This is a genomic window from Haliscomenobacter sp. (assembly GCF_041740695.1).
GTDB lineage: Bacteria > Bacteroidota > Bacteroidia > Chitinophagales > Saprospiraceae > Haliscomenobacter.
The window spans coordinates 1-11,702 of sequence record NZ_JBGSLK010000067.1 but is presented as its reverse complement, the minus strand read 5'-3'; the positions used below and the strand labels follow the sequence as shown (position 1 = coordinate 11,702).

At 46.3% G+C, this 11,702-nt stretch carries 12 protein-coding genes; 6 read left to right on the top strand and 6 right to left on the bottom strand.

Going from position 1 to position 11,702, the window contains the following annotated elements; all coding sequences use genetic code 11:
• The 3 genes from ACEW9O_RS14145 to ACEW9O_RS14135 all read left to right on the top strand — a co-directional run.
• Positions 1-1,168, top strand: a 1,168-nt coding sequence (locus ACEW9O_RS14145) for a DNA polymerase beta superfamily protein (RefSeq protein ID WP_373550825.1), incomplete at its 5' end; no start/stop codon positions are given.
• 27 nt (positions 1,169-1,195) lie between these two features.
• Positions 1,196-1,696 (top strand): DEAD/DEAH box helicase, encoded by a 501-nt coding sequence (locus ACEW9O_RS14140; RefSeq protein WP_373550824.1) that lies wholly within the window; start codon positions 1,196-1,198, stop codon positions 1,694-1,696.
• Entirely contained in the window at positions 1,609-3,012 is a 1,404-nt protein-coding gene (locus tag ACEW9O_RS14135; RefSeq protein ID WP_373550823.1) for a hypothetical protein, read from the top strand. The genes ACEW9O_RS14140 and ACEW9O_RS14135 overlap by 88 nt, the downstream gene beginning before the upstream one ends.
• A gap of 68 nt (positions 3,013-3,080) precedes the next feature.
• On the opposite strand, the gene ACEW9O_RS14130 is transcribed toward ACEW9O_RS14135, so the two are convergent.
• Positions 3,081-3,488 carry an HIT family protein gene (locus tag ACEW9O_RS14130; RefSeq protein WP_373550822.1) on the bottom strand — a complete coding sequence of 136 codons (408 nt, stop codon included), beginning with the start codon at positions 3,486-3,488 and terminating at the stop codon, positions 3,081-3,083.
• Positions 3,489-3,609: 121 nt separating this feature from the next.
• Positions 3,610-4,080, bottom strand: coding sequence for a transcription elongation factor GreA (gene greA / locus ACEW9O_RS14125; RefSeq protein ID WP_373550821.1), 471 nt, complete (start codon positions 4,078-4,080; stop codon positions 3,610-3,612).
• 448 nt (positions 4,081-4,528) lie between these two features.
• Here greA and ACEW9O_RS14120 point away from each other — a divergent pair, with 448 nt between their 5' ends.
• Positions 4,529-5,650, top strand: a complete 1,122-nt coding sequence (locus ACEW9O_RS14120) for a hypothetical protein (RefSeq protein ID WP_373550820.1) — start codon at positions 4,529-4,531, stop codon at positions 5,648-5,650.
• Positions 5,651-5,653: 3 nt separating this feature from the next.
• Here the strand turns inward: ACEW9O_RS14120 and murI are convergent, their stop codons facing one another.
• The 4 genes from murI to ACEW9O_RS14100 all read right to left on the bottom strand — a co-directional run bounded on the left by murI (position 5,654) and on the right by ACEW9O_RS14100 (position 9,207).
• Complete coding sequence (murI, locus tag ACEW9O_RS14115; RefSeq protein ID WP_373550819.1) at positions 5,654-6,457, bottom strand: glutamate racemase; 804 nt, start codon at positions 6,455-6,457, stop codon at positions 5,654-5,656.
• Between the two features lie 95 nt (positions 6,458-6,552).
• The gene (locus ACEW9O_RS14110; protein WP_373550818.1) at positions 6,553-7,047 is read right to left on the bottom strand and encodes an OmpH family outer membrane protein; all 495 of its coding nucleotides are present in this window, start codon (positions 7,045-7,047) and stop codon (positions 6,553-6,555) included.
• 81 nt (positions 7,048-7,128) lie between these two features.
• Positions 7,129-7,659 carry an OmpH family outer membrane protein gene (locus ACEW9O_RS14105; RefSeq protein ID WP_373550817.1) on the bottom strand — a complete coding sequence of 177 codons (531 nt, stop codon included), beginning with the start codon at positions 7,657-7,659 and terminating at the stop codon, positions 7,129-7,131.
• Between the two features lie 195 nt (positions 7,660-7,854).
• On the bottom strand, positions 7,855-9,207 hold the full coding sequence (locus tag ACEW9O_RS14100) for a mechanosensitive ion channel family protein (RefSeq protein WP_373550816.1): 1,353 nt from the start codon (positions 9,205-9,207) through the stop codon (positions 7,855-7,857).
• Positions 9,208-9,244: 37 nt separating this feature from the next.
• On the opposite strand from ACEW9O_RS14100, the gene ade reads away from it, so the two are divergent.
• Positions 9,245-10,870 carry an adenine deaminase gene (gene ade, locus ACEW9O_RS14095; RefSeq protein WP_373550815.1) on the top strand — a complete coding sequence of 542 codons (1,626 nt, stop codon included), beginning with the start codon at positions 9,245-9,247 and terminating at the stop codon, positions 10,868-10,870.
• Between the two features lie 39 nt (positions 10,871-10,909).
• Positions 10,910-11,578, top strand: a complete 669-nt coding sequence (locus ACEW9O_RS14090; RefSeq protein ID WP_373550814.1) for a hypothetical protein — start codon at positions 10,910-10,912, stop codon at positions 11,576-11,578.
• Positions 11,579-11,702 lie beyond the last annotated feature (124 nt).

Below are 11,702 nucleotides of genomic sequence, written 5' to 3'. Positions count from 1 at the left end.
AGGCTACCGCAGCGGCCCGGTCACTGAGCGTAGTCGAAGTGCAAGGGCCACTGCGGTAGCCTCAACCTTCTCAACCTCCCTCAACCTTCTCAACCCTACAATAATGACCCTAAACGAGCTCCGCCAATCCAATCAACTTTTACTCGAAAGCATCAACGGTAGCCGGGCTTATGGGCTGGCTTTGCCTACTTCCGATACCGACTACAAGGGGGTATTTGTTTTGCCCAAAAAGCAATTTTATGGCCTGCACCAACTCGATCAGGTCAATAGCTCCAGCAATGACGAGGTGTTTTATGAATTGAGGCGCTTTGCCGAATTGTTGGCGAAAAACAATCCCAACATTCTGGAAATGCTGAACGCACCGGCAGATTGTATCGTGTATCGGCACCCACTGTTTGAGTTGTTCAAGCCGAGTGATTTTTTGTCCAAACTCTGCCGGGATACCTTTGCTGGCTACGCGATCACCCAAATCAAAAAGGCCCGCGGGCTCAACAAAAAAATCCACAACCCGCAGGAACCGGAGCGCAAAACACCCCTGCATTTTTGTTACGTGGTTAAAAACCAAGGCTCGATCGCATTGCTTAAATGGCTGGAAGCAAATAATTTGCAGCAAGAACGCTGTGGCCTGGTCAATATTCCCAACATGCGGGACATGTACGCCCTGTTTTATGACCACAGTGGTGAATTATCATTCAGTGGAGTCATTCAAAAAGAAAGTGCCAATGAAGTTGCCTTGAGCAGCGTGCCTAAAGGAACCGAACCTTTAGCCATTATGTCCTTCAACAAAGATGGCTACTCTGCCTACTGTAAAAGTTACCGTGAATACTGGGAATGGGTTAAACTGCGCAATGAGGAACGGTATCAAAACACCTTGCAACACGGCAAAAACTACGACGCTAAAAACATGATGCATACATTTCGCTTGCTGGATATGGCGGCGGAAATATTAAAAGATGGGGAAGTGATCGTGCGCCGACCCAACCGGGAGGAATTGTTGGCCGTTCGGCGTGGGGAATTTTTATACGAAGATTTGATCCTGCGGGCGGAGGAAAAAATTGCCTACATCAATGAATTGTATGAACATTGTACCTTGCCGGAACTGCCTGATTTGGAAAAAATTGAGGAATTGATATTGGAAGTGCGAGAGCGATTTTACAAGCTCGTTTAAGTTTTTTACAAACAAAACTAAATACCCATGCCTGATCAACCCAAACCGGTGTTTCCACCGCATTTACATTTTGCCCATCCCTGGCGAAAATACCAGCAAAAAATCCTGGAAGAAACCGACCTCTTGTTTACCCAGCGCAAATTTCATTTGGTGGCACCGCCGGGTTCAGGCAAAACGATACTTGGCCTGGAATTGATGCGCAGCGCCAACTGCAAAACCTTAATTCTGGCCCCAACGCTGGTCATTCGAGAGCAATGGATCGAGCGTTTGATGCAGGATTTTGGTGTAGAAGTCGACTGTGATTGGATCAGTCGAGACCTCCGGCAACCTGCTTTGCTCACTGTCTGTACCTATCAGGCATTGTACCAGGCCTGGAAAACAGACCCCCAAATCATCAACCAATTGCAGCAAGCGGAGGTAGAAACCCTAATTGTGGACGAATGCCACCACCTACAAAAAGGATGGTGGAAACCACTGCTTTGTTGGGAGAAGGCTGGGATGCTCCGGAGATCAATACGCTGGTGTTAGCCACTTTTGTGGGTTCACATGTGTTGTCGAACCAAATGCGGGGAAGAGCCATTCGGGTACATCGACAACTCAAAGAAAAAACTGCCAACATCTGGCACCTGGCCTGTATCGATCCTCGCTCACCAGACGGGGGAAGCGATGTATTGATGCTGAAACGGCGGATGTCCACTTTTTTTGGCCTCACCCAAAATGCGCTGCCTAGCATCATGAGTGGGATGGATCGTTTTGCCTTGCCAGCCCTTCCTATGGCTTCTCCCGAACTGGAGCAGTTCAATTACAATATGGCAGTGTACGCCAAAGCGCGCCCCCGTTTGCAACAGGTTTGGCAAGAGGCTATTGGAAAAGGCTATGCCGTACAAGAAAAGGTCAGAGTCCCGCATCAGCGCAACCCAATCTTTAACGGAAAAAGGAAAATAGCCTTGGAGCAGGCTACCCGGGTATACCGCAGAGATTTTAAACGTTTTAACCTTTTCGCAGCACTTTGGATAGCAATGGCATTCGGGGTGGTTGCTTACGGGCAGTTTATTGGTTGGGATTGGGGTAATCTGTTGTTCGGTATAGCAACTGCCATTTTGCTATTGAGCGCGCTAGATTTTTCCCAATTGAGACGCTTGCGCTGGGTGCCTCAAATCACCCAATATTTTAGCGGTATGGGAACTTATCGGCCGCGTTTGGGTTTGCGGATGGGGCTGTATGCGCTGCTCATTGGGTGGGTTATTTGGCAATGGGGACTTCTTTCCGGATTGGCGCTGGGTACGTTTATTTTGGCCGGATGGCTGGTTTATTTATCCTTGTTCAACAGCACTTTTATTCTGGGGGTCTGGTTGAATTTACGCCGGATCAAGGACCCACAGCTTTTTTGGAGTAGTCCAGCCGAAGCCTTGTTCAAAATGCTCACTCAAAATTGTATGCTAGAAGCCAATACGGAGCAAGAAGTGCAGCTTGAAATTGATACCCAAACGAGTGATGGCTTGATGGTCATCCCCAAAAACCTGGACACCCATAGTGCCCAGCTTTACCTCAATGCACTGCAAGAACTGCTTAATCCTATTGAAAACCCACGTTATTTATTGGCGTTGAAATATACTTTTGATCCACAGGCCCCATTGATGTACTATTTCCCCGTACCTACTTGTTTGGGGAAAAAGAAAAAAGATGCAGAACGATTCCAGGATATTTGGATGGAAAAAATGGGACCCACAAGGTTGGTATACACCCGCACGGTCGATGGCCGGTTAGAATTGCTCAAAGCAAGGGGCCAAAGTTTGGGGTTGTCGCCCGAGGCTTATGCTATACGGGAAAGCAGTTGGGAGTGATTTTGAGTGAAAAGTGAAAAACGAATAGTGAAAAGCAAGTACACCATTTGGAATTCACCGTGCGCTTTTCACTTTTCACTTTTCACTATTTTCTTCGCTACCGCCGCCGCAATACTCGCCATCTCTTCCTGGCTCACCTCCACTACCGCTTTGGTAAAGGTAATGTCTTGCAAGGTATTGAGCGGGATGAGGTGAATGTGCGCATGGGGTACCTCCAGCCCAATTACAGCAATGCCAATGCGCTTGCAGGGAACTGTTGCCTCCAGGGCCTTGGCCACCTTTTTTGCAAACAAATGTAAACCGATCAGGTAGTCATCATCCAGATCAAAAATGTAATCCACTTCTTTTTTGGGGATCACCAGAGCATGACCTTTGGCCATGGGGCGGATGTCCAGGAAGGAGAAATAATCCTCGGTTTCTGCTAGTTTGTAGCAGGGGATTTCGCCGTTGATGATGCGGGTAAAGATGGAAGCCATGTGGAATAAAAAGTGAAAAGTGAAAAGTGAAAAGTGTAAAATGAAAAGTTAAAAAAAATAAAGTGCACGGTGAAATCCAAAAGGTGTACTTGTTTTTCACTTTTCATTTTTCACTTTTCACTTAAATCGAAATATCCATGATTTTAAATTGCATGTCACCGTTGGGCGTTCTTACTATAGCAGTTTCGCCAATGGTTTTGCCCAGGAGACCTTGTCCCATCGGGGAGCTGACCGATACTTTTTTGGCTTTGAGGTCGGCTTCCGATTCAGAAACCAACTGGTAAGTGATCTTCGCCTTGTTTTTGGTATTCATGATGGTCACCTTGGCCAAAACGGTCACTTTAGAAATATCTACTTCGCTGGAGTCCAAAACTCGTGCGTTTGCGAGTTGTTTTTCCAGGTCGTTGATGCGCAATTCCAGCAAGCCCTGGGCTTCTTTAGCGGCATCGTATTCGGCATTTTCAGAAAGGTCACCTTTTTCACGCGCTTCGGCAATCGCACGTGCCGCCTCAGCACGACCTCTTGATTTGAAGTCTTCCAATTCTGCCGTCAATTTGTCAAAACCTTCCTTAGTTAAATAGTTGATTACCATAATACTAAAATTTTACAATGATTAAACTCCTTCCCAGTCGGGCGTACGCGCCGACCGAATGCCAATGTTGATCCTTGTTGTCATGAGAAAATTGCAACTTGGATTAAGCCTTGGGTGGGTTTTGTGCTGTAACGCTTCCTTTGCTTATGGTTACAGCTGCTGCCATCAAATCGCTGGGGAACTTACAGTTGTCCCTAATGAAGATTGGGCGTACTGTATTAGAAAAAAACAGGAACGTTTCCATCCGACTTGAATGAAAACGTTCCTGTTTTTTTCCTCCTGCAAATATATAGGAAAATTTTGGGAATGTGCAAGTGGAAAATTTTTTGTGCTTTATTTTTTTATTTTAAAATAAATGTAGTATAATTGCGGAGAATTTAACATTTTTACGGCCTTTACATACCATTACACAGCCTTTGGTTCATTGTTTCACCAACCAAGGCTTCACATGAAATACACACCACGTCAATTGAGTTATGCGCAATACCTCTTGCGCCGCATGGGTTTCCAAACCCCAAAAGACATTGACCAATACCTCCAACAACTCTTGCTGAGCAAGGGGCGCTATCATTTTAACCCTAAGGCTAAAAACCCTTTTAAAGCCTGGCAATTTTCGGCTAAGGCCGGGGTTGATGCATTAGTCGCTGAACTGGAATTAAAAAAGGCTCCGGCGAAAATCCCACTGCTGAGACACCAATTGTCCCATTTTACCGCCACACAGTTGGCGCGGTATAACTTTTGTCCAGCGGCATTTTCCATCAGCCATACTTTTGAAACGGTCCTAGAAGCAGGGGACGGATTAATCGCGATGGGCGAACAATTGCACGAATCCCTCCGGTTGAGCAGGCAGAAGCAAAAAAGCGGGGCTACAACGGATCCTTTTTATCGCCGAGCCTGGCAAAATCCAGCGATTGCCAAAATTTTACGCGCTGAAACGGTTTATACCGGGCATGGTGCGGATGCGCCATTATTCAGCAATGAAAAAACTGGTTTTGTGGGCAGCCCCGATTACATTTTTCAGGATCGAGAAGGAGTATATTTTGTGGTAGAAGAAAAATTCATCCAGTATCGCGACCCCATGAACCCCTCGGCCACCAAACTAAACAAAGAAGAATGGGCGGGGACTTTGGCCACCAAAAACCGGGAACGGCAACAAGAATGGGCGCAAATACCCTTCTATTTTTTCAAAAACCACCTCATACAGGTACTCACTTATCTCGCCAATATCTGCGATTATCCGTTACAGTACGGCTACCTGGTGTATTGGCTGTACGATTTTAAAGATGGGGAGGCCTATGTCTATAAAGCAGGGGTTAAAAAATTGAGTTTAGAGCCCAAGAACCTTGCCTTGTACCAGCTTTATTTGGATCGCTTTCAGCAGTTTTTGCGGCAGGGCGCAGAATCTTTTGATGCGGAAAAAGTCAATGTCAAAAAATGTGCAGCCTGTTCTCAGAGCCCTTATTGTATGCACAAAACCAGGCGACTTGATGAGGTACATTACCCTTATCGGAAGGAAGATATCAAATTGTATCCAGCTGAATTTCCGGCCAGTTTGCGACAGGCTTATTGATGTTTACCAAATTTGGTAATGCTCCAATTGGATGGTTTCGCCGTAAAACAAGCGGGTGGTTTCTTCAAAGGATTGGGTATAGTCGGAAACGTAGAAGCGGTGTGGATTGGTATTTTTTGGATTCAGGAGGCCATTGTCCGCCAATTTCTGAGCCACTTCCTCGGCGACAACCGAAGTAGAATCGAGTATTTCAACCTGGTGCTCGAAGTAGGCTTCAATGTCCGTGCGGATCAAAGGGTAATGGGTACAAGCCAAAAGTAAAGCTTCAATGTCGCTAAAACCCGGATGGGCCAAATAGGTATCCAAAATGGCCCTGCTGGCCTGGTTGTGCACAAAACCCTCCTCAATCATGGGGGCGAGTAGGGGAGTGGCTAGGGATTCTACTTCCAGACTGGGGCGTACCCGGTGCAATTGTTTGGGGTAAATGCCTGATTGTACGGTGGCTTTGGTGGCAATTACGCCGACCCGGTCGAATCCTTTTTTGGCTACTGCACTGACCAATGGATCTACGACGTTGACAAAAAGGGCTTGTTCGCGGAAAAAATCGAGTAATACATCGTAAGCTGCGGAAGAAGCTGAATTACAAGCGACCACGATCATCTTACAGCCTTGATCAAGCAGGAATTTACTGATGCGCAAACAATAATAGCGGATGGCGTCGGCGGATTTGTCGCCGTAAGGCAGGTGGGCGGTATCGCCAAAATAGATGATCTCTTCGTTCGGTAATTTTTTAACAATGGCGTTGGCCACCGTTAAACCTCCAATTCCTGAATCAAAAATGCCAATGGGTTGAGATGCGAGAGCCATAAGAAGCTTTGAGCTATGAGCTGTGAGCTGTCAGCTATCAGCCATGAGCCATCAGCGCTCATGGCTGATAGCTCATAGCTGACCGCTGATGGCTACTAAAGTCCCAGTTTTTTCTTTACCAAAGGCGCTACATCCATCGTTGCATCAAAGTACAACAAGATACCTTGGTCAAAAATGTAAGTATACCCGCCTTCTGTAGCCACTGCTTTTACGGCAGTGTTGAACTCGTCCAAAATAGGCTTCAATAGCGTGTCTCTTTTGGTTTGGAGCAACTGCGACATTTCTTGTTCGTAAGCAAGAATCTTTTGGCGTTCTTCCTCGAGTTTCTTCTCTTCCTCTTCTTGTTGCTTGGGTGGTACCAAACCATCCTGCACTCTCTTCTGGAAGTCAGTAACCTTGGTTTGGAAAGCGGTGACCATATCTTGGCCTTTCTTTTGCAATTGCTTTTGATAAGCCTCCATATCAGAGTCAGCCTGCTTCACCTTAGGCAATTCCGCCATCATAGCTTGTGAGTTGATGTAGCCAAATTTTTGAGCTTGGAGGGCTACCGTACAAAACACTGCGAAGATGAACATAAAGCCTGTCTTCATAAACTTGTTCATTGTTGTCCGTATTTGCGATTTTAAATTTTCGAATTGTCCGAAAATCGCGCAAAAATAACCTTTTTCGGATTATTTCAAGCGATTGATGATGTCATCGGTCTTGTCGTACTGCGGATTAGAAAAAATCATCCCCGCTGAACCACCTTTGTCGAAGATGAAATCATAGCCACGCTCTTTTGCGTAAGCTTCGATGGCCGCGTAAACGCGATCCTGGATGGGTTGTACCAGCTCTTTGCGGCGCTGGAACAGGTCGCCATCGGGTGAAAAGCGTTTGCGTTGCATTTCGCGAACCTCCGATTCTTTCTTCACAATCTCGTCTTCACGCTGTCTGCGTGCTTCGTCACTCAAAAGGACTTGCTCCGCTTGAAAACGGTTGTATAGGCTCTTGATTTTATCGTATTCCTGCGCAATTTCTTGCCGCCAACGTGCCGCCATCTTGTCCAATTCATCGCCAGCAGCCTTGTATTCATTGACGCTTTCGAGAATCCGGGATACGTCAACACTGGCAATGCGCTGGGCTTGTACCATCAGGGTAAAAGCTGGAACCAAGGCCAGAACCAATATTGCTTTCTTAATGAGGTTGAATGTTTGTTCCTTCATCGAAGTTCTATTTTTGTTTTGTGACGAAAATTTGCAATAATGTAACGGGAAGTTTGGGGAAAAGAAAAGCAGTAAGGGTAGGTTTAACTAATGCTTAACCAAGCGAGACCAGTTCTATGGTTCCAAAGGCCCAACCAGCACCTCGACTCCGCTCGGTAACCGGTTGGGCCTTTGGAACCATGGAACTGGTCTCGCTTACTTTTTTGTGTCCCAATTCCTCACCCACACATCCGTTTGGGTAAAGGGAATTTCAATTTTGTGTTCCCGGAATTTTTGATCAATTTCCAAACGGATATCACTTTTAACATCTTCAATGCCCATAAATTCGTTCGACCAAAAATAGACTTCGAAATCCAGGCTTGAATCCCCAAACAAGACCATTCGCACATTGACGGGAGGGTTTTCCAGGACTTTGGGGTGTTGTTTGGCAGCTGCGATGAGCAATTCTTTTACCATTTGGGTGTCTGAACCATAAGCTACACCTACTTCGACCGTAAACCGGGCTACATCGTCACCATGACTCCAGTTGGTCACGTTGTTGATGACCAATCTGGAATTTGGGACTATAACACTGCGGTTGTCGCGGGTTTGCACCACGGAGGTACGCGGACCAATCCGGCGAACTTTGCCCACCAGGCCATCAATTTCCACCCAGTCGCCCACTTCCACCGAACGTTCAAACAACAACAAAATTCCCGAAAAGAAGTCATTGAATGTTTGTTGCAAACCAATCCCTACGCCCACCAGCAGTGCGACCGCGCCACCGGCAATCACCGTAATATTCACCCCAACAAAATGCAGGGCGATCATTCCAGCAATAAAATAGATGAGGTAATTGACGAGTTGGTTGAACGCAAACTGTGACCCGATGTTGATGCTGCGACGACGGTAAAAATTGGCCAAAAATAAATGGATAATCAGCCAAATCAAGAGCTGCGCCATCAAAATGACCAAGGACGCGATCAGCACATTGGAAATGCGGAGGGCATAATTACCCTTACCCACTTTTCCTTCAAAAAATGTGAAGTCAGTTTGGAACAAACTCAGCATCGCCATCAATGTGATGACGTATACCGCATATTTGATGTATCGATTGGAAGTCGTCAAGGTACGTTGCAGGCCACTGGAGCCTCCCCCCAGGATCGGGTTTTTTAAATTCCCCTGGGTCTGAAAAAAATTGCGCAAAATGACCCTGCCTAAAATCAGGTCCACAATGAACGCAATTTGCCAAAACATTAAAGCCTGGATCAGGGTAGAAATCCCAATCCAACGCATTTTATCCTGGTACAAGGTATAGTCCACTTTACAAGTCCACATCCAGGTCAGGATGACCAGGTACAAAAAAAGTGGCTGAAAGCGCCGCCGTACTTGCCGCCGCCGTACCTGTTCTACATCGAATCGGCGGAACAATTTGCGCAACAACCAGAACAGGATCAGCCAGTCGAGTACCAACAAGCCGAGCGTTTGTAAAGAGGCAATTGTTAATTGTGCACCAGTTATTTGAAAACTACCTATCTCAAGGATTATATTGGACCAAAAGTTTTCCATATTTACGCTATTAAAGTTCAAAGAACGATAAAAAAACATGATCATCCAAGGCCAGATTATTGATATTCACCAAAGAAGAATTTTTCCCGGCGAGCTACAAATTTCCCAGGGCTTCATCCAACAGATTCGCCCCTTACAAAGTGCGCCACAGCGTTACCTGTTGCCGGGACTGGTAGATGCCCATGTACACATCGAAAGTTCAATGCTGATTCCCTCCGAATTTGCCCGACTGGCGGTGGTACACGGGACGGTCGCAACGGTATCTGATCCGCACGAGATTGCCAATGTGTTGGGCATTGCCGGGGTAGAATACATGATTCAAAATGGACGACAAACGCCATTTAAATTTTTCTTTGGGGCACCTTCCTGTGTTCCAGCTACGACTTTTGAAACCGCTGGCGCGGTGATTGATGCGGATGGGGTTAAAACTTTGCTCGATAAGCCTGAAGTGAAATACCTTGCTGAAATGATGAATTACCCTGGCGTACTTTTTGCCGACGAGGGGGTCATGGCCAAAATTAAAATCGCGCAACAGTTGGGCAAACCCATCGACGGCCATGCACCGGGGCTGCGAGGAACGGATGCGCAGCGCTATTTTGCAGCGGGAATCAGCACCGACCACGAATGTTTTGGTTACGATGAAGCTTTGGAAAAACTAAAACTAGGGGTAAAAGTGCTGATTCGGGAAGGCAGCGCGGCCAAAAACTTTGCGGCTTTGATCGATTTATTGCCCCAGTTTCCAGCTCAGATCATGTTTTGCTCCGATGACAAACACCCCGACGACCTAATCCAGGGCCACATCAACCAACTGGTGGCTCGTGCCCTGATGAGTGGTTGTGATTTGTACGATACCATCCGTGCGGCTACCATCAACCCCGTGGAGCACTACAAACTGGAGGTGGGCTTATTGCGCGAAGGAGATCCGGCCGACCTGATCGTGGTGGAAGACTTGAGTTCTTTTGAAGTAGTGGAAACCTACATCAATGGGCAAATGGTGGCTCGGCGGGGGCAGAGTCTGCTGCAATCAGTCAAAGCTGGTGTAGCCAATCAGTTCAATACCTCCCTGAAAAAGCCACAAGATTTTGCTCTTCCATTTGCCAAAGCGGGTAAAATCAGAGTCATCGAAGCCATCAATGGCGAAATTGTCACCAAGAGTAGTTGGGCTGATTTGCCCAGTATAGCAGGTTTGCTGCTGAGCGATGTCAATCAAGATATCCTAAAAATCGCGGTTGTCAATCGTTATGCCGATGCGACACCTGCGGTTGCTTTTATCAAAAACTTTGGACTAAAAGAAGGGGCCATTGCTTCCTGTGTGGGGCACGACTCCCACAACATCATTGCCGTGGGTGTGGATGACGCTTCGATTTGTAAAGCCGTCAATGCCATCATTCGGACTAAAGGAGGCATTTCGGCAGTCAATCGGCAGGAAGAAAAAATACTGCCGCTGCCCGTAGCAGGAATTATGACCAATGCCGATGGCTATCAAACCGCCAAACTGTACAGTGAGATTGACCATTTTGTCAAAGAAAGTTTGGGTTCCACTTTGCATGCGCCCTTTATGACCTTGTCCTTTATGGCACTGTTGGTGATTCCTGATCTCAAACTCAGCGATTTGGGTTTGTTCAGCGGAAAAGATTTCGCTTTTGTGGAACTAACTATTTAAAATCTATCTTTGACCCGAAAATTTTCAATAGTAGCGGACATGCAAGTTTTTGCCAAAGTCATTTCAGTCATCTTTCACCCTTTGCTGGTGTTGACCTACATGTTGGTGTTGTTTTTGCTGGTCAATCCCTACATTTTTGGGGTGCACAACATTGCGGAGCCCTTTGGAATGCAACTGGTTTTGCGGGTGTTTTTGTCTTCCTTTTTCATCCCAATGGTTGCCGTGCTGATGTTGCGTTTTACCGGTTTGGTGCAATCTTTAGAAATGCCCGATCGGCAGGAACGCATCATCCCTTACATCGTTACTGGCATTTTTTACCTCTGGCTGTTCCGCAATTTAGTGGACAATACCACCATTCCCCGCTTGTTTACCAGTTTTGCCTTGGGCACTACCATTGCCTTGTTCCTGGCTTTTTTCATCAATCTTTTTTCCAAAATCAGCGCTCACGCCGTGGGTATGGGCGGGATCATCGGGATGTTGGTACTGCTGATGAGTTATTTTCCTGATTATAACGCAATCGCCATTCCTTTTCAAGGCAATCAAGTGCTGGAAATCAGTACAACGGCTCTGTTACTTTTTGTTATAGTATTGGCTGGGTTGGTGGGCACTTCCCGCCTGAGTTTAAAAGCCCACGAGCCGATGGATTTGTACGGCGGCTACTTTATTGGCTTTGTTGGACAAATGATTGCCTTACGTTTCATTATGTAAGTGAAAAGTGAAAAGTGAAAAGTGAAAAGTGAAAAGTGAAAAGTGAAAAGTGAAAAGTGAAAAGTGAAAAGTGAAAAGTGAAAAGTGAAAAGTGAAAAGTGAAAAGTGAAAAGTGAAAAGTGAA

Coding starts and splice junctions, on each gene's coding strand:
- ACEW9O_RS14130 (WP_373550822.1), bottom strand. CDS start 3,488: ATGGCTTCCATCTTTACCCGCATCATCAACGGCGAAATCCCCTGCTAC.
- ACEW9O_RS14110 (WP_373550818.1), bottom strand. CDS start 7,047: ATGAAGACAGGCTTTATGTTCATCTTCGCAGTGTTTTGTACGGTAGCC.
- ACEW9O_RS14135 (WP_373550823.1), top strand. CDS start 1,609: ATGCCACCACCTACAAAAAGGATGGTGGAAACCACTGCTTTGTTGGGA.
- murI (WP_373550819.1), bottom strand. CDS start 6,457: ATGGCTCTCGCATCTCAACCCATTGGCATTTTTGATTCAGGAATTGGA.
- ACEW9O_RS14105 (WP_373550817.1), bottom strand. CDS start 7,659: ATGAAGGAACAAACATTCAACCTCATTAAGAAAGCAATATTGGTTCTG.
- ACEW9O_RS14120 (WP_373550820.1), top strand. CDS start 4,529: ATGAAATACACACCACGTCAATTGAGTTATGCGCAATACCTCTTGCGC.
- ACEW9O_RS14100 (WP_373550816.1), bottom strand. CDS start 9,207: ATGGAAAACTTTTGGTCCAATATAATCCTTGAGATAGGTAGTTTTCAA.
- greA (WP_373550821.1), bottom strand. CDS start 4,080: ATGGTAATCAACTATTTAACTAAGGAAGGTTTTGACAAATTGACGGCA.
- ACEW9O_RS14140 (WP_373550824.1), top strand. CDS start 1,196: ATGCCTGATCAACCCAAACCGGTGTTTCCACCGCATTTACATTTTGCC.
- ACEW9O_RS14090 (WP_373550814.1), top strand. CDS start 10,910: ATGCAAGTTTTTGCCAAAGTCATTTCAGTCATCTTTCACCCTTTGCTG.
- ade (WP_373550815.1), top strand. CDS start 9,245: ATGATCATCCAAGGCCAGATTATTGATATTCACCAAAGAAGAATTTTT.